This window comes from Modestobacter excelsi (assembly GCF_005930495.1).
GTDB classification, from domain to species: domain Bacteria; phylum Actinomycetota; class Actinomycetes; order Mycobacteriales; family Geodermatophilaceae; genus Modestobacter; species Modestobacter excelsi.
This window is the reverse complement of record NZ_SJEX01000025.1, coordinates 19,109-45,220: the sequence shown is the minus strand read 5'-3', so window position 1 is coordinate 45,220 and position 26,112 is coordinate 19,109. Positions and strand designations below refer to the sequence as shown.

24 protein-coding genes and 1 pseudogene are annotated in these 26,112 nt (G+C 70.7%); 17 read left to right on the top strand and 8 right to left on the bottom strand.

From position 1 onward, the window contains the following. Nucleotides 1-111: 111 nt before the first annotated feature. On the bottom strand, nt 112-633 hold the full coding sequence (locus tag FHL80_RS10750) for a peptidase (RefSeq protein ID WP_138733411.1): 522 nt from the start codon (nt 631-633) through the stop codon (nt 112-114). A gap of 562 nt (nt 634-1,195) precedes the next feature. Between FHL80_RS10750 and FHL80_RS10745 the strand changes: the two genes are divergently transcribed. From FHL80_RS10745 to FHL80_RS25465, 11 genes are all read left to right on the top strand, one after another. Beyond that, nucleotides 1,196-2,110, top strand: a complete 915-nt coding sequence (locus FHL80_RS10745) for a hypothetical protein (RefSeq protein WP_138733410.1) — start codon at nt 1,196-1,198, stop codon at nt 2,108-2,110. Between the two features lie 29 nt (nt 2,111-2,139). Then, nucleotides 2,140-2,592, top strand: a complete 453-nt coding sequence (locus FHL80_RS10740; RefSeq protein WP_138733409.1) for a hypothetical protein — start codon at nt 2,140-2,142, stop codon at nt 2,590-2,592. 220 nt (nt 2,593-2,812) lie between these two features. Further along, on the top strand, nt 2,813-3,787 hold the full coding sequence (locus FHL80_RS10735; RefSeq protein ID WP_216870615.1) for a P-loop NTPase fold protein: 975 nt from the start codon (nt 2,813-2,815) through the stop codon (nt 3,785-3,787). A 39-nt stretch (nt 3,788-3,826) separates the two neighbouring features. Further along, nucleotides 3,827-4,588 (top strand): hypothetical protein, encoded by a 762-nt coding sequence (locus FHL80_RS10730; protein ID WP_138733407.1) that lies wholly within the window; start codon nt 3,827-3,829, stop codon nt 4,586-4,588. A 521-nt stretch (nt 4,589-5,109) separates the two neighbouring features. After that, the gene (locus FHL80_RS10725) at nt 5,110-5,670 is read left to right on the top strand and encodes a DUF732 domain-containing protein (RefSeq protein ID WP_138733406.1); all 561 of its coding nucleotides are present in this window, start codon (nt 5,110-5,112) and stop codon (nt 5,668-5,670) included. 279 nt (nt 5,671-5,949) lie between these two features. Further along, a complete protein-coding gene (locus FHL80_RS10720; RefSeq protein WP_216870614.1) occupies nt 5,950-6,411 on the top strand; it encodes a DUF732 domain-containing protein in 462 nt (153 codons plus the stop codon). Between the two features lie 844 nt (nt 6,412-7,255). Continuing rightward, nucleotides 7,256-7,675, top strand: a complete 420-nt coding sequence (locus FHL80_RS10715; protein WP_246078600.1) for an acyltransferase — start codon at nt 7,256-7,258, stop codon at nt 7,673-7,675. Nucleotides 7,676-8,392: 717 nt separating this feature from the next. Beyond that, a complete protein-coding gene (locus tag FHL80_RS10710) occupies nt 8,393-9,019 on the top strand; it encodes a TetR/AcrR family transcriptional regulator (RefSeq protein WP_216870613.1) in 627 nt (208 codons plus the stop codon). Nucleotides 9,020-9,163: 144 nt separating this feature from the next. Then, entirely contained in the window at nt 9,164-10,087 is a 924-nt protein-coding gene (locus FHL80_RS10705) for an alpha/beta hydrolase (RefSeq protein ID WP_216870612.1), read from the top strand. Nucleotides 10,088-10,107: 20 nt separating this feature from the next. Beyond that, nucleotides 10,108-10,461, top strand: a complete 354-nt coding sequence (locus tag FHL80_RS25470) for an alpha/beta fold hydrolase (RefSeq protein ID WP_216870611.1) — start codon at nt 10,108-10,110, stop codon at nt 10,459-10,461. Then, entirely contained in the window at nt 10,458-10,868 is a 411-nt protein-coding gene (locus FHL80_RS25465) for an alpha/beta fold hydrolase (protein ID WP_216870610.1), read from the top strand. Before FHL80_RS25470 ends, FHL80_RS25465 begins: the two co-directional genes overlap by 4 nt. A 297-nt stretch (nt 10,869-11,165) precedes the next feature. Here the strand turns inward: FHL80_RS25465 and FHL80_RS10695 are convergent, their stop codons facing one another. The 5 genes from FHL80_RS10695 to FHL80_RS10675 all read right to left on the bottom strand — a co-directional run bounded on the left by FHL80_RS10695 (nt 11,166) and on the right by FHL80_RS10675 (nt 15,243). After that, entirely contained in the window at nt 11,166-11,483 is a 318-nt protein-coding gene (locus FHL80_RS10695; protein ID WP_138733401.1) for a hypothetical protein, read from the bottom strand. Next, nucleotides 11,480-12,487, bottom strand: coding sequence for an RNA polymerase subunit sigma-70 (locus FHL80_RS10690; protein ID WP_138733400.1), 1,008 nt, complete (start codon nt 12,485-12,487; stop codon nt 11,480-11,482). Before FHL80_RS10690 ends, FHL80_RS10695 begins: the two co-directional genes overlap by 4 nt. 329 nt (nt 12,488-12,816) lie before the next feature. Further along, on the bottom strand, nt 12,817-13,161 hold the full coding sequence (locus FHL80_RS10685) for a DUF1330 domain-containing protein (protein ID WP_138733399.1): 345 nt from the start codon (nt 13,159-13,161) through the stop codon (nt 12,817-12,819). A 350-nt stretch (nt 13,162-13,511) separates the two neighbouring features. Beyond that, nucleotides 13,512-14,258 carry an SDR family NAD(P)-dependent oxidoreductase gene (locus FHL80_RS10680; RefSeq protein ID WP_138733398.1) on the bottom strand — a complete coding sequence of 249 codons (747 nt, stop codon included), beginning with the start codon at nt 14,256-14,258 and terminating at the stop codon, nt 13,512-13,514. A 436-nt stretch (nt 14,259-14,694) separates the two neighbouring features. Beyond that, nucleotides 14,695-15,243 (bottom strand): TetR/AcrR family transcriptional regulator, encoded by a 549-nt coding sequence (locus FHL80_RS10675; RefSeq protein ID WP_138733397.1) that lies wholly within the window; start codon nt 15,241-15,243, stop codon nt 14,695-14,697. 60 nt (nt 15,244-15,303) lie between these two features. Here FHL80_RS10675 and FHL80_RS10670 point away from each other — a divergent pair, with 60 nt between their 5' ends. The 3 genes from FHL80_RS10670 to FHL80_RS10660 all read left to right on the top strand — a co-directional run bounded on the left by FHL80_RS10670 (nt 15,304) and on the right by FHL80_RS10660 (nt 20,584). Next, nucleotides 15,304-16,059 carry an SDR family oxidoreductase gene (locus FHL80_RS10670; protein ID WP_216870609.1) on the top strand — a complete coding sequence of 252 codons (756 nt, stop codon included), beginning with the start codon at nt 15,304-15,306 and terminating at the stop codon, nt 16,057-16,059. A gap of 223 nt (nt 16,060-16,282) precedes the next feature. After that, nucleotides 16,283-16,804 (top strand): polyketide cyclase, encoded by a 522-nt coding sequence (locus FHL80_RS10665; RefSeq protein ID WP_138733396.1) that lies wholly within the window; start codon nt 16,283-16,285, stop codon nt 16,802-16,804. 495 nt (nt 16,805-17,299) lie between these two features. Then, complete coding sequence (locus FHL80_RS10660) at nt 17,300-20,584, top strand: AfsR/SARP family transcriptional regulator (RefSeq protein WP_216870608.1); 3,285 nt, start codon at nt 17,300-17,302, stop codon at nt 20,582-20,584. On the opposite strand, the gene FHL80_RS10655 is transcribed toward FHL80_RS10660, so the two are convergent. Further along, nucleotides 20,571-20,933 (bottom strand): heavy-metal-associated domain-containing protein, encoded by a 363-nt coding sequence (locus FHL80_RS10655; RefSeq protein ID WP_138733394.1) that lies wholly within the window; start codon nt 20,931-20,933, stop codon nt 20,571-20,573. The genes FHL80_RS10660 and FHL80_RS10655 overlap by 14 nt on opposite strands. 213 nt (nt 20,934-21,146) lie before the next feature. On the opposite strand from FHL80_RS10655, the gene FHL80_RS10650 reads away from it, so the two are divergent. Together FHL80_RS10650 and FHL80_RS10645 are read left to right on the top strand one after the other, a co-directional pair. Beyond that, nucleotides 21,147-22,595: an MFS transporter gene (locus FHL80_RS10650; RefSeq protein WP_138733393.1), complete on the top strand. Its 1,449-nt coding sequence runs from the start codon at nt 21,147-21,149 to the stop codon at nt 22,593-22,595. A 494-nt stretch (nt 22,596-23,089) separates the two neighbouring features. Then, nucleotides 23,090-23,563, top strand: coding sequence for a MarR family winged helix-turn-helix transcriptional regulator (locus tag FHL80_RS10645; protein WP_216870607.1), 474 nt, complete (start codon nt 23,090-23,092; stop codon nt 23,561-23,563). A gap of 356 nt (nt 23,564-23,919) precedes the next feature. Here FHL80_RS10645 and ygiD read toward each other — a convergent pair. After that, nucleotides 23,920-24,675, bottom strand: a pseudogene (gene ygiD, locus FHL80_RS10640) (4,5-DOPA-extradiol-dioxygenase). Between the two features lie 688 nt (nt 24,676-25,363). On the opposite strand from ygiD, the gene FHL80_RS10635 reads away from it, so the two are divergent. Then, nucleotides 25,364-25,984, top strand: coding sequence for a nitroreductase family protein (locus FHL80_RS10635; RefSeq protein ID WP_138733392.1), 621 nt, complete (start codon nt 25,364-25,366; stop codon nt 25,982-25,984). Nucleotides 25,985-26,112: the final 128 nt, after the last annotated feature.

Here is a 26,112-nt window from a genome sequence, read left to right as displayed (position 1 = left end):
TTCGGGTGGCGGCTTGTCCGGGGACTCGGTTGGCACTGAAGTGGTGGTCACACGTCCCGTGGCATGCCGCCGTGCCGGACCTTCGGACGGCAAGCAAGTGGGTGCCCGAGGTCACGAGACGGCCGCGATCAGGAAGCCGACGCTGAGAATCGGGCCGAGAGCGATCGGCGTCTTGAGGCTCCCGCCCCGCCGCACGGTCATCGATGCCTGCATCGAGACGACCAACACCATCGCGATCACAGCGATGAGCAGGCCCCGGTGAGTCGCATGACCCAGGCCCAATCCACCGAGGACCGCCAGGCGTACGTCACCGAAGCCGGCGTTGGCGAAACGCCAGCACAGCAGAGCGACACTGCCCGCCGCCGTGGCGGCGATCACGCTCATCAGCAAGCCGTCCCAGTCACCGTGGAAGCCAAGTGCGCAGGTCAGCAACACGCCGGTCGCAAAGATGGCCTGCCGGACGAGGGCTGTGGGGATCCGCTGAGAGACCGCGTCGCAGCAGCTCGCGGCGACCAGTGCAGCTCCCCAGAGCACCAGGGGAGCTGCCAGCCACACACTGCCCATGCGCAGGGCTGCAAGGGTTGTCGCCGCTCCCACCAAGGCGCCGATGCTCGCCCCGACGATCTGCAGCACGGGCGTGCTCAAGTCCGACCTACCCAGGTGGCGGAGGCCTCCTGCAGTCCACGCCGGAACGGCCAGTCCACTGCACAACGCCCCGGCAAGAACCGCGGCCGACCACGTTGAACTCACCAGTCCCGTTCGCTTCGCTCATCAGCAATATGGCCCTTGAGCTGCGCTTGTACACTGCAGCAAACGCGAGCAAATAGATCAAGATCAATTTGCAGGGCTGTAGGTTCACGTCCCATCGGGGACCCATAGCGATTCCCTGACCAGCGAGTGTGTCGGTCGGGGGCTGCTGTGCTCGGTCCAGGGCGGGCGCGGAAATCGTTGGGCGCTGTCTGGAGATGCCGAAGGCGCCCGGCGGGCCGTCATCGCTGACGCTGGCCACCGGTGGCGCGCTTAGGTTCGAGCACGTCTAGCCCGGTCGCGCAGTGCGAGGCAGCCTCGGACTCGACTGGGCCCACTACGCTCCGCGCATGTCTCCGGCATCGGCAGGCTGACGGTGGGACAGCCGATGTCCCTTTCGAGCACCGTCGCGGGCGGGACGGCGCAGTTCGGGCGTGCGCCCGTACCCGTGACAGCGCTGATCGACAGCGTTCTCGACCGGCACCGGTCGGACTATCTCAGGGACTGGCCGGTAGCGCGCCCGCAACCCTGGCCGGCGGCCCCGCTCGAGCAGCCAACGGACCGGTGGATGGAAGAACTCGTTCCGCTGTTGACGGCGGACGGCCCTCTGTTCGGTCGCCTGGCCGTCATTGGACTCTGTCTGCTCGAGCCCGAGGTGGCCGGCGTGGCCGAACGCTGGGGCCTCGTCGCCGGTCTGGCCCACGAGGTCCACCCGACCCTCACGGACTTCTTGACGCCGGTGGGTCTGCGGCTGCTGCGGCGACGGGCCCCTCTCGCCGCCCTCAGCCTCGGTCTCCTTCCACGCGCCGTCGACCTGCTCGGTCTTCCCGGCGAGGGCGCGGCCTTCCACCTGGCACTCGCACGCCAGGCGGCAGAGCCTCGAGGGCGGATCGGACGCTGGGCGGCGGCTTTCGACGGCGGCGTCTACGTCGGCAGTGGTGCGTCCTCAAGACGCATCGTCGAGGTTCCGGTACAAGGAATGGGCTGGTCTCGTGGCGGTCAGCTCCATGCTGGCCAGAGCCTCGGGGGTCTCATCGTCTACGACCCGGCTTCCGACCAACTCGACGTCGACGAGAGTTGGCCAGCTGCGGACTGCGTCGCCGTCGGCGAGACGGCCCTCGCGGTGGGCGCTGCCGCGGGGGCGGATGCCTGGTGGGGCGTCACTGACGGCGGCGCACCGGTGCGGCTGGGTGAACGGTTTCCGTTCGAGGGCGGCGTCGAAGCGATCGCTCTCGGCGGCGAACAGGTCGCCGTCGCGCATCATGGGGAGGTCTACGCCGGGGGCCCGACCGGCAGTGGGTCCTGCTGGCACACGCACCGGAAGGCTCGGTACGGCTCGCGGAGACCGAGGACGACCTTCTGATCGGCAGTCTCAGCGGGCACGTGCGCAGATTGAGTTGGTCGACAGGCCAGGACGCCGACAACGCCATCATCCCGGCCCTCACTGGACAATCCGTCGAACACCTGGCCGCGGCCGGAGGACTGACCGTCGCCGCCGGCGACCGGCAGATCGCCGTCCTGACCAAGGACGCCGTGGTCGCGCGCTGGGAGACACAGGACGAGATCACGGCGGTGGCCCTCAGTCCCGATGCCGCCGCCCTCGGTGTGGCCACGAGAAACATGACCTTCCGAATTTGGCGCATCGATGCACCGCAGGAGCTGCGCCTCACCTCTTACACCGCCGACTCACCCGATGGCGATGACCTCCTGGGTGTTGATCCCATCGTCGATGCCCTGGCCGCCCTGGTGTCGGCTCGCGCGCTGCAACCCCCGTTGTCGGTCGGACTTTTGGGGCGTGGGGCTCGGGCAAAACGTTTTCTATGCGACGCCTGGCGCACCGGGTAGACGACCTGACCCGGGAGTCGCGCGAGTCGGGGCGCCCTCAGCGTTCGCTGTGGGCGTGGCGCACCATCCGGCAGGTCCACTTCAACGCGTGGCACTACGCGTCGGCGAACGTGTGGGCGGGAATGATCGAACAGCTGATCCGTGAGCTCAGCCGACCGACGGTCGAGCCGCTGCAACTGCCCCCTGAGCTCGAGGTGCTGCAGCGACAGCGAGTGGATCGGTGGACCGGGGCAAGGTCTTGGACGACGACGCCGTGCAGCGGCTCTCGGCGGCTCGGCGGAGCAGAGCAGCGGCGCAAGCCGACGTGCGGACCAGGCAAGCGGCTCGGGAGGAGGCTGCACGTGCGCTGGCCACCGCACGGACGCGGGCGGCGACAGCGACCGTTAGCGGGTCCACCCGCCAGGTCGTCGACGAAGCGGCACGCCGGGCCGGCCTTCAATCCGTTACCGGCTCATTCGAGCAGGTGTGGGACGGGCTGGGCGCCGCTAGACGATCGGTCGACTCGCTGCGCGGCCTCGTCCGGGGCGGCGGCGGGGCCCGGCTGCTCCTGGCGCTGTTCGTCGGACCAGCGGCCGCTCTGCTCGTCGCAGGGCTGATGTACCTCCTCGCACCGAGCCTGATGGCATCGGTCACGACGATCAGTTGGCTAACGGGCACCGCGACTGGTCTGGCGGCCTGGCTGCGCCGAGGGACGCAGTGGATCGACCAACGGGTGGCGGAGATCGACGTGGCGGAGACGGCCGCCCGGGAGGACGAGGCAGCAACGCACGCTGACCTCCTGGCGGCTGAGGAGCGTGCCGCCACGGCGGCAGTTGCGGTGGCCGCTGCGGAGCGCACCGCCCGCGAGGCCGAGCAGGAGCTCGAGGCAGCGCGAGAGAAGGCCGGGGCCACGGAGGTAGGGGACCTCCTGGTCGAGTACCTCCAGGGACGAGCGACCAGTGACGACTACCGCAGTCAGCTCGGCCTCGTCGGCACGGTCCGCGGAGACCTGGAGGTCATCTCCAACGCGGTCGCCCAGCACAACGAGACGCTGCCGGACGACGACGTGGTCAATCGGGTGGTGCTATACGTGGACGATTTGGACCGGTGCCCTCCCAAGGTCGTCGTTCAGGTGCTCGAGGCTGTGCACCTCCTGCTGTCGTACCCGCTGTTCGTCGTGATCGTGGCGGTGGATGTCCACTGGGTGACGAAATAGCTCGCCAGCGTCTACCCCTCACTTCTCACGGGTGGCGACGTGACCCCGGACAACTACCTGGAGAAGATCTTCCAGCTCCCAGTCTGGCTCGACCCTCCGTCCGGGCAGGTGGCCACGGCGATGGCGCTCGGCCTGCTGGGCCACCGCGACGACCGGCCATCGCCGGCCGCGGCCGCTCCCGGGGGCACCCCGTCCGCAGAAGACCCAACAGCTCCGCGGTTCAAGACCTGGGCGGAGCAGCACCCTGCCAGCGACGAGCCGGTCGGTGAAGTGGACCTTGCCACCTCCCCACCGCGGTCGGTCGTGCTTCAGGAGGACGAGATGGTGGCGATCGGCTGGCTGGCCCCGCTACTGACCCGATCCCCCCGCGCGTTCAAGCGCTACCTCAACACCTATCGCCTGCTCAAGGCGGTGATCCCCGACGAAGACCTGGCGCAGGCGCGCTTCCTGCTGGCGTTGGCCACCGGGCGACCTGACCTCGGCGAGCGGCTGCTGACAGCGATCCCGGCGGCGCCCGGCGGTTGCACGCTCGGCGAACTGATGGAGCGCTGGCCGGGGAACGACCGCAGCTGGCTTACCCGCAGCGGCCCCCTCGACCAGAACTGGCACCAGGTGGAGTGCGCGGACATGGTCCCCGTGGTCGCCGACGTCCGGCGGTTCGTCTTCCGCGCGGCGGTGCAGACCCAGCCGCGTCCCAGGCGGACCCATCAGGGTCGTGCCCCGAACCCCGCCGCGGGCGGAACCCCAACGACGGGTCCGCATCCGTCCACGTCCTCGCGGCTGTCTCAACGGACGCCGTAAGGCTCGCTGATGCGGTAACAGGCAACCAGTCGGACTCAGCCCTCGACTTGGGCGATCGCGGTGCCTCCCCCTATCGCCACGCCTACCAGTCGCCTCGACCAATCCAGTCAAGCCGAAGAAGACGCGCCACGTCGCTGTTCGGGCCTACGGCACCAGGTGCTGGCCAACGACGGGGACACGGTGATGGCCGCACTCACTGGGGTCCTTGCTGGCCCGTGAGGCGGCAGCCGTGCCCGTGGGCGTCGGCCCACGGGGAGCCACCGTCGCCGTGCGGGCCCCGGAGCAGCCGCCCCGTGAGGCCCGGGCATCAACTTCAGCGGCGGCCACAGTTGCCGATATCTCCTTCACAGATGCCGCCCGCGGACGGACTCGCCCGCTTGGGCGAGGCATTCCTTGCAGGCATCAATGAGAGCAGGCAGAGTCGCCCGGCCATGTGGCCGAGGTGTGAGAGGAACCCGTGTGACCACCCCCATCTCCAGCCCGGGGCGACCGAGCACCCCGCAGGCCCCGCGGTGTCGCAGGTGAGCCGCAGGCGGCCCTCGAGGCTGGCGGTCACCTTCGCGCTCGTCAGTGCGTTGTTGCTCGCCGGGATCGGTGTCCTTTCTGGAGCCCTCATCGGCGCCAGTGACCGTGCCGACTCCGCTGTTGCTGCGGTTGAGGCGGCACAGGCATCCGCGGTGACGGCCGCCGCGTCGGCGTCGGCGCAGGTACAGCAGGCCGAGGCGAGTGCCAGTGGTGCCGCGGCCCGCGCCAGCACCGCAGAGGCCGCGCAGAGCTCAGCGGCACAGGCGGCGCAAAGCGCCCAGGCGGCCCAGGCGTCGTCGGGTGGTATGAGCAGTGACGAGGAGTTCCTCGCAGCCCTCGCCGCAGGCGCTCCGGATCTGCGGGCCGCAGCCCCCGGGTCCCAGCTGATCGAATCAGCGCACGCGGTCTGCGCGGTTCTCCAGACCGGGGGCCTGACCATGGCTGACGCGAGGGCCCTTGCCGCGTCGGCTGTGGGAAGTCAGGGCTGGGATGCGGCTGAGTCGGCCACGTTGGTGAACGCGTCCATCGCCGCCTACTGCCCGGAATCTGCCAACTGACGCATCCGTCCCTCGGGCTGCTGTAGACGGCCTTCACACGGCGCGGTGCCGACGTCCGGCATTCCCCATGTGCCCATGCAAGCGACTTCGACGTCCACACCGTGGAACGCCAGGTCCCGCCGGTGGTCCGACACCCAACTCTGGTCGGGCGGGCGACCGGATGAGGCGGCCGGCTGCGTCGGTGTGCCCGTCCAACAGATGGAGGTTCGGATGACCCAGATCGACCCCCATGTCCCGCCGGTGGTCGTGTCACCTGCACCCATGCGCCGTCGCGGGTGGGTGCTGCCGGCGGGTGTCTGCGGCTTCATCCTCGCCTGCGGCCTCGGCGCCGGTGTCGCTCTCGCGTTCCAGCACGGATCGACGCAGCCCGCCGCGGCTCCGGCGGCCTCGACGCCTGCTGCGTCTGCGACCGCGGGGGACGCATCGGCCGCCAAGACCGCGGCCGCGGCCACGGCCACGGCGGAGCCCACCGTTGATGGCGCCACGCTGGACGACCGATTCCTCACGGTGCTGCGGATGCAAGGAATCACCCCGTCCGCCGACGGGGGCTCTACCACGATCACCGACGCACACGGGGTGTGCATCCTCTTCGACCGGGGGCAGGAGCCCGAGCAGGTCGGCACCCTGATGACCGCCGGTGGCATGACCGACCGGCAGGCCCGGCTATTCGTCGGCGCTTCGGTCGCAGCCTATTGCCCGCGCTACGTCGACGCGGTACGGCCGTACGCCGACGGGCACTGATCGGGCTGCGTTCACCCGCCGCGTCCACGAGGTAGCGGGAGGATCGGCGTCGGTGGCCCGGTAGCGGCCGGGTCTGCCCGTCGGCCAGCGAGTGGCCGTGCTCTTCGAGCCAATGAAGCGCTCCGCGATGGGCGGATGGTGGAGCCTGCACCGGAGGGTCGACGACTCGCTCGGCAACGAGGGGCACGTCGCCAGCGCCGCCACCCCGGCCGGCTGAAGCGCGTCCTTGGGTGGCGCCGGTGGTGATCAACGTCAGCAGTAGCCGCACGCACGGGATCGATGGTGCTCTTCGACTCGAGCTCAACACGTCTGGTCCTGACCTTGGCGGGGTCACAGCGCCCTGGAGTTACCAGCCTGCACATACTCGCCACCCTCCCGCAGGCGCAACTCGCCTCGCGGCCCCTCGGCCGCGGCGATGCAGCTGCTCGCCTCCGTCGAGGTCAAGAGGCATGGCCGCGAGCACTCTTTAGGCACTCAATATGACCGTTGATCGCAATTGATGGTTCGCTTCGCTCATCACCAATACGGCCCTTGAGCTGCTCTCATACGTTGCAGCAAACGCGAGCAAACGCATCAAGATCAATTCGCAGGGCTGTTCGTTTACGTCCCACGCCCGCGTCGTGGCTACGTCACCTCGCATCGCGGTCCGATCGCCAGGCGGGGTGTCCGTGAGCGGCCCATTCAGGGGCGATGTCGCGTGCCTGGTTCTGGCAAGCTCACCGCCATGAATGGAAGGCTGCGTCGGGCGCTACGGATTGCTCTCTTCCGACGGCGCCATCCCCGCGTCCTGTTGGGGCCTGGCGTGATGATCGCCGGTCGGCTCACGGTGGGGGGTCCCGGGCGAGTGGTGATCGGAGCGGGGTGCAACCTCGAGAGCAAGAGCGGGCAGCCCAACCGGCTCAACACGCTCACCCGCGACGCCGTCATCGAGATCGGCCCGGACTCCTACCTCAACGGCATCCACATAGCAGCCCGGGAGTCCGTGGTCATCGGCGCCCGGGCCACGCTCGGCGCCGGCGCCATCTTCGACACCGACTTCCACGGCACAGCCCCCAACGAGCGGCACGCCTCCTCGCCGACCCGGCCGGTGCGTCTGGGCGATGACGTGTGGCTGGCGGAAAGGGCGGCGGTACTCAAGGGCGTCACCGTGGGCGACGCTGCGGTCATCGGGTACGGCGCCGTGGTGACCCGAGACGTGGAGGCCGGGGCGATCGTCGCCGGGGCGGGAGTCCGGGTGGTGGGCAACGTCTTGCAGCGCGACTGATCGAGACGCGGGGTCGGAGACATTGGCGCGCTGTTCCACGCGGCTGGCGTTGTCTACCTCGATGCTGATAATGCGCGGGGGAGTGCTCGGACGAACGCGTCGTGATGCGGCGCTGTCACTGCGGCCGGGCCCGGTGATCTCTGGGATGCGGCTGACGGACAGTCCGGCGAGGCCGGCGATGCGCGCGACTTCGCTTGCGGCGGCGGGGCGGAAGTGTGTGGGCTGACTCGATCATCGGCTGATCTTGCACGGCCGGCAGCATTTGGGGACGTCATCGGCCGAGACGCCGACCAACTGCTCGCGGTCGGGGAAAGCCCGATCAGGCGGCCGCCAGGTGGTGCCACGGCGGTGGCCAAAGCGTGTTGTGCAGGGTAGTTCGCCGATGTTCCTGGATGACCGGGCAACGCTCTGAGCTGCGAAAACGTACTTCAGTGGACCTCCGCGAACGCCCCATAGCCGCCCTGGCGGTGTGGGTCAGGGGTTCGACTCCGCTCAGCTCCATCCGATTCACCAGGCCGTCTTGCATCCGGAGGATGGCCGAACTCTCCCTGGCTGCAGTTGGAGTGAGTCCGCCGGGTTGCAGCAGGCTGCTCATTTGGTCGGCCGCCTGCCTCGCCGATGCTGGCAAAGACCTGGCTGTAGATGCCCACGATGCCCGATCCAGCCGCCCCACCGATCACCAGGCCTCGCTGTGGACCGGCGATGGATGCTGTACCGGTGGACAGGGCTGAAGCGCGGAGTGAGAACGGGCGCGCCGGCTACAGGCGCTCGTCGCGTTCGGATCGGGGTGAGGCCCGGCGTCGGGAACTGCTCGACAGGGTCACGGAGGACCTCGCGACCAACGGGCTGGTCGACTTCTCCCTCCGGCGGGCCGCCCGCGCAGCCGGCACGACGCACAAGGTGCTGCTATACCACTTCGACGGAGTCGATGACCTGCTCATCCAGGGCGTCCTGCGGCTTCGTCAGCGGCGGGTCAGCGGCGGACTGGCTGCCGCCGGGCGCGCACGCACGTTGGCGGGCCGGGTGCGGGCGATCTGGCCCGTTCTCGTGGCGGACGAGGCCCTCGTGCTTGACCAGGCAATCGGCCTGGCGATGTATGACGCCGCTCGCTACGCCGTGCTCGGGCAGGATGCGTCGGAGCAGTACATGCCGGCGCTCATGAGCCTGTGCCCGCCGAGTTGGTCCGACGATCGCCGGCTGGAGGTCGCCGCAATGGTCCTCGGCACGCTCCGGGGTTTTCTGATCGACGCCCGGACCAGCGGTGACCCCATGAGAATAGGGGCCGGGTTCGAGGCATTGGCGCGTGCTCTGGATCGGGAAGAGGGCGCAGACGTGCAGGGCTGACCGCCTCGTGCAGACCCCAGGACTTCGTTCGCCCCTTCACGCAGCATCGCAGCTCGGTGATGCATGCGATCATGGACATCGACGTGAACCACGTGGTTCACTTTCTCCGACTCACCGTGGTCCTGAGGAGGACGTGAGATGCCCGTGGAACGAAAGAAGGTCTGGTTCGCCAGTGGCGACAGCCGGTGCGCGGCATGGCTGTACCCGGGGTCGAACGGCGCCTGCGTGGTGATGGCCGGCGGCATGGCCGTGACCAAGGAACCCGGCACTGACCGGTTCGCGGAGCGCTTCGCCGAAGCCGGGTTCGCTGTGCTCGCGTTCGACTATCGCCGCCTTGGTGAGAGCGGCGGGGAACCGCGCCAGGTCGTCCGCCCTCGAGACGAACGCGCCGATTGGAACGCGGCAATCGCCTACGCCAGCACCGTGCCCGGTGTCGACCCGGCCCGGATCGCGATCTGGGGGTTCTCGTCGTCCGGAGGTCACGTCTTCCCGGTAGCCGCCGACCATCCGACGCTGGCTGCGGCGATCGCGCAGACGCCCAACGCCGACGGTCAGGCCGCTGCGCGCAACGCCATGCGGTACCAGCACCCACCCTCGATGCTCCGACTTCTGGGACGCGGCGTGCTGGATGCGCTCGGCGGGTTGCTCGGCCGGGCGCCACGGCTGGTGCCGTTGAGCGGACCCCCCGGAACACTCGCTGTGTTGACGACGCCGGATGCCCAGGACGGGTGCGCGGCTTTGAACCCTGGTGACCGGTACCCGGACTGGCAGCAGGCAGTTGCCGCCCGCTCGGCCCTGCGGGTGGGCTTCTATCGACCGGGCCGCGCGGCCGCTCGGGTGCGTTGCCCGCTCCTGGTGGTCGTCTGCGACCAGGACCAGTCCGCCCTGGTGGGGCCCGCCGTGCGCGCGGCGTCCCGCGCACCCCGCTCCGAGGTCGTGCACCTGCCGGGCGGCCACTACGCCACGTTCCTCGACCAGCACGAGCAGGCGGTCGACGCCGAGATCGCCTTCTTGCGGCGCCATCTGGTCGACCAGCGGGTTCGCGTCGTCGATGCCCCGGCTCGGTGAACAGCCCCGCGATGTCACAGATGGAGCTGTCGGTCGGGACGATCGACTACCGGGACACCGGTGGTCCCGGTACGCCGATGGTTCTCCTCCACGGCCTGCTGATGGACTCCGCCCTGTGGGACGCGTCCATCGCTGCCCTGTCCGCCGGCCATCGGTGCGTGGCTCCCACGCTCCGGATGGGTGCCCACCGTCATCCGGTCCGCGGCGGCGCCGACCTGTCGCTTCCCGGACTCGCCACGTTGGTGGGCGAGTTGATCGAGCGACTGGAGTTGTCCGACGTCACCCTCGTCGGAAGCGACACCGGCGGTGTGCTGGCCCAGTTGCTGGTGAGCGGCAGCTGCGCGGATGGAAGGGGGAGGGGATCGCACGCGTGACGCGCCTCGTCCTCGTCTCCTGCGAGGCATTCGGCAACCTCCCGGCCCGGGTGACCGGCACCACCCTTGCCCTGGCCGGCCGGCTGCCACCCTGGCTGTTCGGGCTGTTCATGCAACAGTTGCGGCTGCGGGCCCTGCGACGGCTCCCGGTCGCCTTCGGCTGGCTCACGGCCAGGGGCGACGCTGCTACGGCCGGGTGGATCCGGGCGGTCCTCGCCCAGCCGGCGATCCGACGGGACACAGTGCAGGTCCTGCGTTCGATCCGGGCAGCCCGGCCGCATCTCCTCGATGCCGCGGAACGCCTGCGCACCTTCACCCAGCCGGCGCTGGTAGTGTGGGCGCGCCGTGACCGGGTGATGCCCCCGGAGCACGGCCGCCGGCTCGCCGCCCTCTTCCCCCGCGGGTAGCTGGTGGAGGTCGACGACACCAGGGCCTTGATCTCGCTGGACCAGCCAGAGGCCCTCGCCCAGCTCATCGGGGACTTCGTCCGGACGTCGTAGCCCGGACAGAGCGGGCTTCCGGTGACCGTCCCGCCGGTCAGCACACCGGCCCTGCTCGTGTGGGCATCAGCTGAGCAGCCGATCCCAGTTCACGGCGGCGGCCCACTCGGCGAAGCTGTGCCAGCCGACGCTCGGGTAGGCCGCGGCAGCGGGCGAGCCGGCCGGCGCTGCGCGCGGCGACTCACCACCGGGCAACAACGTCCCTCAGTCCTCGGGCGCCGCCGCGTCGCCGTGCGCCCGTCGGGACAGGACGCTGAGGACCAGCGCGGCAGAACCGACACTGTGAAGCCGCCGCAGTTCCGGCATCGTCAGGACCAACACCGCGCCAGCATCGAAGGCGGCGCGGGCACCGCCCTCACACTCGACCTGCAAGCATCCCCGTTCCACCACGACGAGCACGTCCAGCCAGTGCGCGCGATGGACCTCCAGGGTGTCCCCGGACTCCAGGACGACGGTGCGAACCCGATGCCCCGGGAGATCGCGGTCACCGAGAAAGGACAGCCCGTCGCCATCCTCGCTCACAACAAGTCCGGCATCTCAAAGCGATCGAACAGCTCCGGTTGGGTGAACATGGCCAGTTCGGAGATTCGACCGCCGCTCACGTCCAGCACGCCAAGGGCGAAGGGGCGATGGTCGAGCGCGCCGATCTGCTGACGGTAGAGGGCGAACGCCGGCTGCCGGTTCGCCGCGGTGGGGCGCAGGAGCCAGTGAGAGCCCATCTGCCCGAACACGTGCTCGCGCAGGAAGACCTCGATCGCGTCCCGGCCGGCGAACCAGGTGGGCCGCGGCGGCATCACCAGTCGCGCGTCGGCCCGGAGCAGGGCAACCAGGGCGGCCGTGTCCGAGCGCTCCCAGGCGTCGATCAACCGCGACAGTGTCTGCCGGTCGCTCTCGCTGGAGTGCCCGGTCCAGAGGTCGCGGTCGGAGGGGAGGTAGTCCGCCAGCGTTGCATGGGCCCGCTGGAGGGCGCTGTTGACCGCCACCACTGACATGTCCAGGGCCGCCGAGGTGTCCCCGGCCGACCAGTCGAGCACGTCGCGGAGGATCAGCACCGCGCGCTGGCGCGCCGGTAGCCGTTGGATCGAGGCCAGGAACGCCAGCTCGATGGTCTCCTTCGCCGTCACCATGCTCTCCGGTTGGCCGTCGGGTGGCGCCGGTGCGGCCAGCAGGGTGTCGGGGTAGGGCTGCAGCCACGCCAGGTCGACTGGCGGTGCGGGATGCATCCGGGGGTCGGAAGGGGAAGCCACGTCGGGCGGCCATGACCTGACCTTGCGTCGTCGCAGGAGGTCCAGGCAGGCACGGGTTGCGATGCTGTAGAGCCAAGCGCGGAAGGTGCCTCGGCCGGCATAGCCATCCAGCCGCGCCCACGCCCGCAGGTGGGTCTCCTGCACGGCGTCCTCGGCGTCCTCGATCGAGCCGAGCATGCGATAGCAGTGCACCTGCAGTTCCCGGCGGAACGGCTCGATCAAGCGTCCGAATGCGGCGGCGTCGCCGGCCTGCGCGGCGACCACAAGGCTGTCGTCCATACCTGTACGACGCGCTGCAGGCCGGCCAGTCATCGACGTGCACTGCCAGCGGCTCTTCGAGACCTGGAACGCCCGAGCGGCCGCTCACCTCGAGCGAGAGTCCTGACCGGGCCGGACGGGATGCACGAGGGCGGCTATGTACCGCGGTCGTTCGTCCGGCTCCTCGCTTGCAGGGGGCCTGCGCGGGCACCGCGTGAGCAGCAGCTCGGACTGTGATCGACGGCTGCAGCCATTGCTCTCACGAGCGTGGGCGTGGCGAGGAGGCGTCGAAGACCACCAGATCCGAGCGACCGGAATCCAGGCGAAGCCGGCGCCCCGTCCGGTACTCGTCACTGTCTGTCGTAGAACTCGCGGAAGCGGGCCTTCGACGGCCACGAGTGCAGAAAGACCATGCCGGTCGGCCACTCGCCTTCGATCACCTCGGGGCGGCTCGTGGAGCGTGCGAGCAATGCGCACCCGTATCCGGCAATCAGCGGCAACGACTGCTGGGCGTGGGCGCTGAACAGGGCTGGGTCCTGCGCGTGCACGCGGGTCACCTGGAGCGTGGTCGCGGACGGCACGGCGCTTTCCGCGCCGGACAGGAACCGCGCCACCTCGGCGGTGTCCTGGTACATCTGCGACCGGGTGATCCGCCCTTCTCGCAAGCGGTAGACGCCGAGCGCCGGAACGTCCAACGCGCCCGCCTGATCGTGGGTCGCACGTACGCCGGGATCAGTGGCAGTGGTGCGAGGGCGTTGATCGAGAGGGTGTTCACCATCGCTTCCGAAGAGCGCTCCAGGTGGGGGATGAAGGCGGTGCTCACCCGGTGCAGGTCGAACAGGTGGACCGGCCAGGTGTCGCTCGATCACGGTCCTGTCGCTGTGATCGTGATAGCTGGCGATATCGGCGTTGTTGATCTGGTCATGTCGTTGGCGCTGCCCTTCTTCTGTTGGTGGGTGGTGGCGCGAGCCGTTCCCGGGATGACCGGGTTGGGCGGTCGGCCGGGTAGCGGCCGTCGCTGGTAGGGGGCTGGTCGCGGTGTAGGTCAGCCCATCGGCTTCAGTCCGTCACCGGTGAGCAGATAGCCGGGGGAGAGGTCCGTGGTGTCGGCCGCGCGCAGCTCGACCAGCGCCCGACCGGCGATCGCGGGGGTGAGGACTCCGCCCAGCCGATGGACGTAGGCCTCCTCCGACAGGCCGTCTCGGGCGGAGTAGGCCTGCACCGCCGCCCGGCCCACGTCGGTCATGGGGGAGGGTCGGGGGAACACCGTGGTGGAGGCGAGGTCGAGCTCGGCACGGCTCGCCTCCTCCTGGGCGTATCCGGCGAGGAACCGCTGGGTTGCCTTGGCGCCGGCATATCCGCCGCTGAGCGGTGAACCGGCGAGCGCGGCGCCGCTGCTGATGACGATCACCCGGCTGCCCGGGGGGAGCGGTCGAGCCAAGGCCGCCCTGATCCAGTGGAAGGCGATCTGTACGTCGGCGTGCCAGTTGGCCGAGAACGTCACCCATGTCTGGTGCTGCAGCGGCGCCATCGTCGGGGTGGCGCCGGCGACCAGGACGACCGTCCGGGGATCGTAGGTGCGAAGCAGCCGTGTGGCGGCTTCCGGGTCGGCGGCATCCGCACGTTCCGGCACCACGCCGGGGGTGGCTGCAGCCAGGTCGGCCAATCTGGCTTGATCGCGGGCTACGGCGACCACCGGGCCGGCGTCCTCGGCGAGCGCTACGGCGATAGCGCGGCGAAGACCGCGCGATGCGCCCACCACGATCGTGGGATGAGGGGTCGGTGCGTTCATCGGGTCCTCCACGGCGCGGTGAGTCACAAGAGGCGTGTCACGTGTATGACGCATCCGGGCCGGGTCGCTCACCGCCGGGCAGTGAGCGCCCCTTGGTCCCCATGCGCCGTCGGCGTCCGGGCACCGCACTCCGCTCGATCGCCATGCATCCCCGCGCGGCCGTCCGCGAGTGGCCGACACGCCGTGCCGCCGACGGCTCGTTCCTCCAGGCCGCCGTCCCTCGGCTTGCCGGGGAGCCGAGGATGCCCGTGCAGGGCGACCTGGTGGCACCGAGTGCTGAGGGACAGGACCCGAGACCACTGACGGCCGTGAGGACAGGCCGCGCAGGGACCGGGCGAGGCGAGTCCGCTCGTGTCGAGGCCGCTGAGGTCGTCGTGGCTGAGTGTGGCGAGGACGTCGAGGTCGCGCTGACCGGCGGCGGCCGTGTGCGATGGGGCTATGCGAGCCCGTCGAGGTAGGCACGCAGCACGCGGGCGGCGTCGACGGGCGCGGCCTGGGCGGTCCGGTACATGAGCAGCGCGTCGACGAGCCCGACCAGGTCGGGTGCATGCGCCGCTGGGTCGGTGACACCGATGGCGCGAAGCAGCTCGGCGGCCGCGGCGGTGAGGACGGGGCGTACCGCAGCCTGAGTCGTCAGCGCGGCTCGGAGCTCAGCGTCGTCGCGCAGCTCGAACATCAGGGCGAAGCGCGCCGCCTGTGCGTCCTGTCGGCGCGCCATGCGGTCCAGAACATCGACGGCCACCTGGGCTGCTTCAGCGCGGGTGAGCACGGCTGGGACGGCAAGATCGTCCACGTCGGCCTGCGACCCTTCCGAGAGCCGATCCACCACAAGGGCGAGCAGATCGCGCCGAGTGCGCGCGTAGTAGGACGTGGAGCCGCGCGGAAGCTCCGCTTCGGCATCCACGGACAGGTGGGTCAGGCTGTGGATCCCGGTCCGGCCGATCAGACGCACGCCCGCGTCTGCGATCTGCTCGCGCCGTCCCATGTTGCTCCCTTCGATGCTTGTCCTCTACGATCATAGAGGATGCATTCTCATGGGGTGTGAGTGACCGGCCTGGAGGGCCTGATGCACACAGCTGTAGTGGGTGGCGGCCTGTCCGGGAGAGCAATTCAGCACGCGCTCACACGGCGCGGCGGGACCGCGGAGCTCTTCTCGCGCTCGACCGGGTTCGACGTGCTGCGCGACGACGCGGCGCGTCGGCTCGGGCACGCCGAGGTGATCGTGGAGGCGACGGGCCGTTTCATCATCGGTCGGAGGTCTGCGATGGACTTCTTCACCCGCTCGACACGCGCCATCGCTACCGCCGCCCGCGCGTCCGGCGCCCGGCACATCCTGCTGTCGATCGTGAACTGTGATCTGCCTGAGGTGCAAGGCTACGGCTACTTCGCGGCCAAGGCCGCTCAGGAGCGCGTCGCACGGCAGGAGAGCGAGAACTTGACCGTCGTCCGCTCGACACAGTGGTTCGAATTCGCCGGGCAGAACGTGGACCGAATGAGGTTCGGGCCCTTCGCCTTCGTGCCGACGATGACGATCAAGCCTGTCGCGCTGGACGCCGTGGCCGATGTGATCGCTGAATGCGCGACGAGGGACCGCAGCGGCGCGACGCAGGAGGTCGCCGGGCCCGAGGTGACCACGCTGTGGGAACTGACGAAGCAACTCCCCGACAAGCGAGTCACGCCAGTGCCCTTGTCGATCCCGACGAGATACGGTCGCGCATTCCGCAGCGGTGTACTGATACCGGCGGACCAGGTGGAGATGGTCGGGCCTGCCTATTCGGCATGGCTCCCGACGCTTGGCTGACAGTGTCCGACATCAGGTTCCAGATGCTGATGGTCAGTATCGGGCCCCCTGCGTGGGGAAGACCGCCCGCGGGTTTTCGGGCCACTACGCCGGTCGTGCATGGCCCTACGCCCACCCGCCGGATGTGGCCTCCTGCTCGTCGGGGCAGTCCACGTCTCCTGACCGGGGGACATCCGTCCGTCAGGATGGCACCGGTGAGCGTGCAGTCGAAGGAGGCCGGTGGATGATCGGCGATCGGTGGGGCGTGAGCGCTGAGGAGGTCGCTCGCCACTATCCGTGCGATGACCTCGTCCCCACTCCGGCGTTGCAGGCCTGGCGCGGGGTCACCGTCCACGCCAACCGAAGCCTCGTGTGGTCGTGGGTCACTCAGATCAGACTCGCGCCATACTCCTACGACTGGGTCGACAACCTCGGTCGCCGCTCGCCGCAGGAGTTGCGCGGCCTTGCCGAGCCCGTCCCGGGTCAGAACTTCACGACCGCCGGTGGACGTCCGGCTGGGCGCATCCTGAGCGTCGAGCCAGGAGTGCAACTCACCGGCCGGATCATGGGCGCGGTCATGTCCTACGTGCTCGTGCCCACCCCCGGGCCCACAGATGAGTCAACCCGGCTCCTGCTGAAGGTCGCCGTCGCCTGCGGCCGCCCGACGGCGCCGCTGCTGTCCGTCGGCGACCTGGTCATGGCGCGCCGACAACTGCTCAACCTCAAGCGGCTGGCGGAGCGGGCGGCCGAGGCGCAACCACGCTGAGACGGGGACGTCGCCTGTGAGCCGGTGCGACGATGCATGACTTTGATCAATCCGCCCGCGCGCTGCTTCACCGAGTCGGTGTCGACCACTGTCCGCCCAGCAGTCCGCGGGCGCCCTCAGACGGACAACTGGCGGACCCTGCGCGAGGCGGGCAGGTCACGACCTGGTCGGTCTGTATCCGGCATGTGTCCGGGATTGCCTTTGCTTCGGCTGACGCGTCCGGCGGGGATCATGCGGCGGTAGGAGAACGACTGCAGCTGCAGTGGTCGCAGGTCATCCCGTTGACGGTGTAGGTCTCGGTGCTCATGGGGTCCTCCTTCTGGTGCCGGCGGCGTGCCGCCGGTGATGTCACAGTCGCGGCCGGTCCTGTCGGCGCGCTGTCTGCCGCCGGCCGGGTCCGACGGCCGTGGACAGCGTCCGGACAGTGGTGTTCCGTCTCCTGTACGAGCGGGGTCGGTGGGTGCAAACTTGCGGACTGCCAGTGAGGGGTGCGCCGTGACCGAGGTCGAGTTCCGCCTGCTCGGCGCCATGCAGATGCGAGTCGACGACGAGCCCGCGAAGCTGCCCGGGGCGGCCGAGCGCGGCTTGCTCGCCCTGCTGCTGCTCTCACCGCGCCGGACCGTCGCCGCCAGCTCGCTCATCGACCGGCTGTGGGCGGAGTCCGCCTTGCCGGCCGACCCGCTGAACGCCCTGCAGCTCCGGGTGTCAAAGCTGCGTCGGGCACTCGCCGCTCAGGACGTTGACGTCATCGTTCGGGAGGCGTCCGGGTACCGCGCCGACGTCGACGCCGACCGTGTGGATCTGCACCGTTTCGTGAGCCTGGTGCAGGCCGCGCGCACCGCCACGCGCGGCACCGCTGCTGGTGACGCTCTGGCTCTGTACGACGGGGCGCTCGAACTGTGGCGCGGTGACCCGCTCGCTGACTTCGCCGGCCAGGGCTGGGCTTCCGTCGAGGCCGCCCGGTTGGATCAGCTGCGGCAGGCCGCGTTGACCGAGCGGGCCGAGGCGGCCCTGGTGGCGGGCCGGCACGTCGAGGTCGCCGCCGACCTCGAGCCGTTCGTCGCGTTGGACCCCGGACAGGAGGCGCTCGCCGGTCTGCTGATGACGGCTCTGTACCGCGCCGGGCGGCAGGCGGACGCGCTCGAGGTGTTCGCCCGCACTCGCCGTCACCTCGATCTCGAGCTGGGGCTGCAGCCGTCCGCTGCGCTCCGCAAGGTGCACCAACGCATCCTCGAGCAGGACGATGCGCTCGCAGCCGTACCCGCACAGCCTGATCTGGCGGCAACGGTGCCTGCCGAACCCGGACCCGCCGCGCGAGGATTGCGGACCCCGGCGGTGGGCCAGGAAGCCGGCACCGGACCGAAGCGGACGCTGCCGATCCCCACCGTGCGCTTGATCGGACGCGACGACGAGCTCACGCAGCTGCGCGACGCGCTCACCCGTCAGCGCCTCGTCACCTTGGTAGGCCCTGGTGGCGCCGGGAAGACGTCACTGGCCATGGCCGCTGCGCACCAGCTCGCCGACTACTTCGAGCAGCATGTGCATCTCGCCCGTCTCGCGGCGGTGAGCAACCCGGCTGACGTGCCCCTGACGGTCGCGGACGCGCTCGGCGTGCCGCTGGACGGTGCTGATCCGAATGCGGCGGTGCGCGCCCGCCTGCTTGCCTATCTCGCGAACCGGCGGCTGCTGCTCGTGCTCGACAACTGCGAGCACGTCATCGACGCGGTGGCGAGGCTCGTCGACGCCATCCTCGGCGCGGCCGAACACGTCACCGTGCTCACGACCAGCCGGGAAGCCCTGGCCGTTCCCGGCGAGGTGCAGGTCAGCGTCGCGCCGCTCGCGGTGCCGCCCGAGGGGGCGCCCGCTGAGCAGGTACTGCAGTTCCCAGCTGCTGCTCTGTTCGTCGAGCGGGCGTCGGCTGTCCGAGCGAGCCTGAACCTGTCGGAGCCGTACCTGCTGGCGCTGGCGCAGGTGTGCCGGCAGCTCGATGGCATGCCGCTCGCGCTCGAACTCGCTGCGGCACGCATGTCGTCGCTGTCGCTGCCGGACCTGGCCGACCGTCTGGGTGACCGCTTCGGTCTGCTCACCAGCGGGCCGCGCACCGCAGAGGCGCGGCAGCGGACCTTGCGCGCGACCGTCGAGTGGAGCCACGCGCTGCTGTCGGAGCCCGAGCAGCAGGCGTTCCGGCGCCTGGCCGTGTTCCACGGCGGCTGGACGCTGGAGGCAGCGGAGGCCGTCGTCGCGGGCGAGGACATCCCCGGCGGTGAGGTGTTCGACGTGCTCGACCACCTGGTCAATCGGTCGATGGTCGTGCTCGTGCCCGGCTCGCCGTCGCGGTACCGCATGCTCGAGACGCTGCGGCAGTACGCAGTCGAGCAGCTCGACGCCGCCGGGGAGCGAGACGAGGCGGCTGCCCGGCACGCGACGTACTTCCGGCATGTCGCTGAGCAGGCCGAGCAGAGCCTGCGCGGCCACGGACAACGGGCGGCGCTGCGGCGGCTGCGCAACGAGCAGCCCAACCTGCGTGCCGCGTTGGCGTGGCTGTCGGCCGACCCGAGTCGGGTCGAAATCGGGCTACGCCTGGCGGGCTCCTTGGCGCTGTTCTGGCACCTGGGACGGCACGTCGAAGGTCGAGAGGTGTTGTCCAGGCTCATCGCCGCTCCCGGTGGGAGCCAGCAGGCCCGAGCCCGTGCGCTGCAGGCATTGTCGATCGTCGAGCGTCCACGGGCCTGCCTGGTGCATCCCAGCCCGCGCTGTGCGGAGACGGCGCTGGCGAGCTTGCAGCTGTTCGAGGCCGAGGGTGACGCGCATCGCGCTGCCCTGTCGAAGGTGCTGCTCGCAGTCGAGCTGCTCGACGGCTCGGACGCCGGCCACTTCGCACAGCTGCTCGCCGAAGCGGAGGCGCAGTTCACCGCCCAGGCCGACGACTGGGGTCATGCGGTCGTCGCGTTCGTCCGCCTGCAGAACTTCATCCGCCGAGGCGACGAGCCGCGGTCGCGGGCGTTGGGCCGGACCGCGTCGCAGGCGTTCCGCCGGCTCGATGACGCCTGGGGCCTGTCAGCTGTTCTCCTTCACCTCGGCTGGGGGCTGGCAGCGTTCGGCCGGTACGCCGAGGCGATACCCGTGCTTGAGCAGGCGATCGAGGTGTCGAGCTCGGCCGGGGTCTTCAACACCGCCCAGTGGGCGCTCTCCGACCTCGGCGTCGCGCTGCTGGCTGTCGGCGAGCGCGAGGCGGCCTCGGCCGCGTTCGACCGAGCTGCGTCTGCGTCCGAGGAGGTCGGTGACGCCGCCGGTGTTGTCCTCGCCGGCCTGGGACGGGGGCAGATTGCCCGGATCGACGGAGATGCGACGACGGCCCGGCCGCTGTTCGAGGAGGCGGTGCGCGGCCTGACCCGACTGGGCACTCCGCTGTGGGTCGGGCAGGCACTCGCCGGTGTCGCCTGGTGCGACTGGCGCGAGGGGCTGCTGGATGACGCCGCCGACCGGTACAGGCAGGTGCACGCAGCCGGGGAGCAGTACACCGAACCGACCTTGCGCGCGATCGGCCTGGAGGGTCTGGCACGCGTGGCGGCATCCGTGAATCAGTGGGACCAGGCGCAGGAGCGGCTGAGCAGGGCCGCCGAGGTTCGGCAGGCGTCGGCGCGACCCGCACCGCCGCACGAGCAGGCTGAGCTCGACGACTTATGGGGTCAGGTCGGCGATGCAGTCGGTGCGGCCGGTCGGCTGGGCGCGCCTCCCCCGGGGAACATGGCGGAGTCCTGGCAGCTCACGTCGCAGTAGCCGGCGCTGCGTCCACAACCCGCGCGGTGTAGCCGGAGCCGGCGAACACGGCCAGGACATCGGCGACGGTCATGGTGCCGCCGAGGACGACCGTGCCGGTGTTCGCGTCGGCCGTGATGGTCTGGACGCCGGCGACGTCACGGAGCCAGCCGGTCACCTCGCGCACACAGTGCCTGCACCGCATCGAGCCGACCGAGAGCCTGACCTCGAGCATCGCGCTCACCTTTGTCCAGCGGGCGTTCCTCTGACGCCACCCAAGGTGCCTTGCTGCGCTGTCCGTCCGCTGTCCACCGGCGCCATTCGGGACACCGCCCGCCGCGAGGGCGTCGTCGCGGACGCCGACGGTCACGAAGCTGATGCGCGGCGACAGCACGGGCCGGGGAAGACGTATCCAGAGCGAAGGGCGTGGCGACAGGGTCGGTACGGATCTCGAGGACCGCAGCTGTCGCGGGTGTGCCGTGGCGAGGACGACAGAGCGAGGACAGCGGCAGGACAGAGGGTCTTACGAGTCTGCGTCTCGACAGCCACCGCCGGCTGTCCTTCGCGGAAGACAGGAACCGTCATGACAACCACCGCACCCGCGGCGAGTTCGACGAGCAGCCGGCGCTGGCTCGCTCTCGCGCTCATCGCCGCCGCTCAGTTCATGGTCATCATGGACACTTCGATCATCGGCGTTGCCTTGCCGAAGATCCAGGCGGATCTCGGCTTCGACCCGCAGGACCTTAGTTGGGTGTTCAACACCTACGTGATCTTGTTCGGCGGTCTGCTGCTGCTCGGCGGGCGGCTGTCCGACCTGTTCGGCGCCCGCCGGATCTTCGCCACGGGCTGGGCGATCCTCGGTGTCGGTTCGCTCGTCGCCGGCCTGGCCGACGGCGTCGCGGTCGAGCTGACTGGCCGCGCGATCCAGGGCGCCGGCTCAGCGCTCATCGCCCCGGCCGCGCTCACCCTGCTGTTCCAGGTGTTCGGCGGCAGCAACGAGCTCCCGAAGGCCCTCGCCCTGTACGGCGCAGCCGCACCTGCAGGCGGCACCGCCGGCGTCTTCCTCGGCGGCGTCCTGACCGAATACGCGTCGTGGCCATGGGTGTTCTTCATCAACCTCCCGGTCGCCGCTGTCGTCCTGCTGCTGACCCGTTCGGTCATGCCCGTCGGGAAGACCGGCCGCGGCTCGCTCGACCTCGCCGGTGCAACCACCGCCACGCTCGGCCTCGGCGCGGTCGTCTTCGCGATCGTCCGCGCCCCGGAGGCCGGCTGGACGTCCGCCAGCACGCTCCTTGCCGGCCTCGGCGGCCTCGCGCTCCTGGGTGTGTTCGTCGCGCTGCAGGCCAAGCTCCGTCAGCCGCTGATGCGTCTGGGCATCTTCCGCGCACCGAACCTCGCCGCTGCCAACGTCGCACAGTTGCTCCTCGGAGCCGCCTGGATCCCGATGTTCTTCTTCGTGAACCTGTACCTGCAGCAGATCCTCGGCCTGGGTGCGTTCGCGTCCGGCGCCGCGCTGCTGCCGCTGACCGTCACGATCATGATCGGGATGGTCGCGGTCGCCCCCAGGCTCATCGCCCGTTTCGGCCCGAACGCGATGACCGTCTCGGGTCTCGCGACGCTGGCCGCTGGTCTGGTGTGGCTGTCGTTCATCGACGCCGACGGCAGCTTCGTCGTAGACGTGCTGCCTGCGTCGCTGGTGACCGCGGCCGGCATGGCGATGGCGTTCATCCCCTCGCTCGGTACCGCGCTGTCGTCTGCGGCGCCGGAGGAGGGCGGCCTGGCCGCCGGGATCGTCAACACCAGCTACCAGATCGGTTCCGCGCTGGGCCTGGCCGCGATGACCGCGGTCGCAGCTGCGTTCGGCGCCGACGAGGCCGGCAACCTGGCCGAGCTCACCAACGGGTTCTCCGCCGCTCTGCTCGGCGCCGCCGGCATCGCCGCCGTCGGTGCGGTCCTCGCCGCCGTGCTGCTGCAGAAGCCCGCCGCCAGCCCGGCCGCTGACCGCACCGACAGCAAGCTCGTCGACGCCTAGCTGTACCGCACGTCCTGCGGCACTACCCGGCTGGCGCGGTCACACCTGGCGGCCGCGCCAGCCGGCCCACCCGCTCGAGACGTCGTAGCTGCCGCCACTCCGGACGCCCGTCGTCCCTGGGCCGCTGTGCCCTCCCACGACCCTCCCCCGGCTCAACCACTTGGAGCTGTCATGGAAACAACCGGACACAACGCCGAGCGCAAGCCGCACCGTCGCCTGGCTGGCGGGCAGCGTCGACCGGTGCTAACCGGCGGCGGATGGTGGAGCGGCCGAGCGTGGCCCCCCGAGCCGATCACCGATCGGTGGGGGCGCGACAGCGCTCACCGGGCACGTCAGACCGCCGCGCAGTTCGCCCCCCTCAAGGGCGCGCCAGTCGTGCCGAGGTGAGGGGACGTGCCACGAGTGCAGCTGTCTGGACCCGCGCGACCCCAGCAGTGCAGGAAGGGAGTCCGCTCGACGGACCCCAGCTGCGCGCGTAGGTCCGCCTCCGCTGGGTGCTCGAGCTGCTTCCCGGTGCGCTGGACGCGCAGCTGCGCCGGGACTCCGACGTGACCGAGTTCGAGTACTACGTCCTGGCGATGCTGTCGGAGGCGCCTGGCCGGACGCTGCGGATGACCGAGCTGGCCCGGCAGACCAACGCCACCCTGCCCCGGCTCTCACACGTGGGCAGCCGCCTGGAGGCCCGGGCGCTGGTCGAGCGCTTCCCCTGCCCCGAGGACCGCCGGGCGACCAACGCCCGGCTCACCGCCACAGGCTGGGCGAAGGTAGAGCAGGCGGCGCCCGGGCACGTCGCCACCGTGCGGCACCACGTCATCGACGCGCTCAGCGACGAGCAGATCGACCAGCTCGCCGCGATCGGCGACGCCCCCCTCGCCCGACTCGACCCGACCGGGTCGATGGCCGCGACTTACACCCGCTACGACGCGGCGCCGGGTTCCCCGACGCGGGAGCAGCCCGCCGACGGCTGACCGCGACATCCTCGGTCCCGCCTCACGGGTCAGGTCGTGGCCGCGGCAACGGCCGCCCCGCACCGCCCGCCCGCCCGATAAGGCCGTCGCCGCCATCCGCCTCGCCGCCGGGCGCGCTCCCGGCGTCGCCGCGGCTCCGCAGACCGCGGTCCCGTTCCCGGCTGCGCCCTAAGCTGCGCGCTCCATCGCCGCCGCCGCTGCTGGCGACGTCGCTACGCGTGACGGGGGTGCGGGTCAGTTGCCCGGTCGAGCGGCGGCCTGCGGCGGCGGCCAGCTCCCGGGTATGCCGAGCTCGACATGCGACCGCGCCGGTGGGTCGACGGGTGGACCGGCCCGTCGGCGCGTGCGTTGCCCGCTCAGATGTTGGAGCCGTCCGGCGGCAGCCCGGGCGGAGCCTGCGGCGCGCCACCCGACTCGGGGGTCTGCCCGCAGTCGAGGCCCAGCGTGTACGCCGTCATCGACAACGAGCCGTACGCGTACCCGTCGACCAGCACGGCGGCAGACTCGTCGCCGGCCGCGCCGGCGAGCCCGGCCAGGTACAGCGCGGGGATGAAGTGGTCCGGTGTTGGCACGGCACTGCGGTAGTCGGCGTGCGCGTCCAGCGCCGCGAACTCGGTCGGGGCAGTGAGCATGCGCTGCTTGGCGTCCTCGTCGAAGCGCTGGGCCCAGTCGTAGCCGTCATCGGCCAGCGACCAGTTCATCCCGCGCAGGTTGTGCACCACGTTGCCGCTGGCCACCACCAGGACGCCGCGCTCGCGCAGCGGCGCGAGCTTCGCCCCGAGCTCGAGGTGGTAGTCCGAGCTCTAGTCGGCGTTGATGCTCAGCTGCACGACGGGGATGGAGGCGTCCGGGAACGCGTGCACGAGCACCGACCAGGTCCCGTGGTCGATGCCCCAGCTGTCGACGTCCGCGCCGACCCACGTCGGATGGACGACGTCGCTGACCTCCTCGGCCAGCGCCGGCAGCCCCGGCGCCGGGTACTGCACGTCGAACAGTTGCGGCGGGAAGCCGTAGAAGTCGTGGATCGTGCGCGGTCGCGGCATCGCCGTGACGGCGGTGGCGTTGATGTACCAGTGCGCGCTGACCACGAGGATCGCGCGGGGCCGCGGCACGGCCTCGCCGAAGGCACGCTACGCGGCGGTGTAGCGGTTCACCTCGAGCGCATTCATCGGATTGCCGTGCCCGAAGAAGGCCGCCGGCATCAGCCCCACCGAACCGCCGCTGTCCACGCTCACGCTCGCCCCCGCCTGTCGCATCCAAAGGCGCCGTCGCCCTCGCCGGGCGCCTCTGAGCAGTTCGAGATGTCGCGACCGTAGCCGCTGTCACGCCGGGGCGCCGGTGCTGCAGCGACCGCGAGGGGAGCGCAGCAACCCTCTTGGCAGCCAGTGGGGCGAGTCGGCACCCAGACAGCAAGCGTGAGCTCCGGATCTCCCTGACGCGACGACCGATGGTCGTTCACCCGGATGCGCCCGGCTTCTGGGCGGAGGCGCACAGCGGATCGGCGGGGACGAGGGCCTGGCCGGAGATCGCGACCGAGGGTCCTCTGCCCAGGCCCAGCTGCCGGTCCCGCTGGCCACCGCCGGGCGTGAGTCGTTCATCAGCGCTCACGGCGTGGAAGGGGCAGCCGCCGTGGCAACCGTGCCCTACGCGCTCCGACGGGCCGCGGCGCGGGCGCCGGGCCGCTCCGAGGCGTCCGTGCCCGGCGTCACCCACGAGCGGGAAATGGTTAAGTCGTCAATCACCTTCTGTTTGGCACGCCCTCGACCTGCCGCTCGTCGGCCGACCCACGGAACGGACGCCATGACTGCGACGACCTCGCCCATCTCGAAGGCCGCGACCACCGCTGCGCCGCTGCACCCGCTGCTGGCCGAGCGGTGGAGCCCGCGCGCCCTCGACGCTCGGCACGACCTCACGGCCGACCAGCTCAACGCGCTGCTCGAGGCCGCCCGCTGGGCGCCGAGTGCGTCCAACACCCAGCCGTGGCGGTTCGCCGTCGCACTTCGAGGCAGCGCTGAGTACGCCGCCGTGCTGGACGGGCTGGCGCCGGGCAACCGGGCGTGGGCGCACGCCGCCTCCGCGCTGATCGTCGCCGCGGCCGAGACGGTCGGCCCGGACGGCGCGGCCCGGCCGTGGGCGGTGTACGACACCGGGCAGGCGGTGGCGCACCTGACGGTGCAGGCCCAGCACGAGGGCCTGGCCGTGCACCAGCTCGGCGGCTTCGACCGGGACCGGGTCGCCGCACTCCTGGCCGCGCCCGGCGAGGTCACGCCGCTGGTGGTGCTGGCCGTCGGCCGTCGGGATGACACGGCGCAGCTCGCGGAGCCGTTCGCCAGCCGGGAGACCGCCGCCCGCGATCGGCTGCCGCTGAACCGGCTACTGCTGCCCATGCAGCCCGCCCCCGCCGAGTCCGCCGCCGCCTGACAGTGAGGATCACACCGCCGTCGGCGGGAGCCCCGCCGGCCCCGCCGGCGTCCTGCGCCACCCACCCGCCCAGGCCGTCGCTGCACCGACTCCGATCAGAGGCATGCACCGCAGCGCAGCCGGGCATC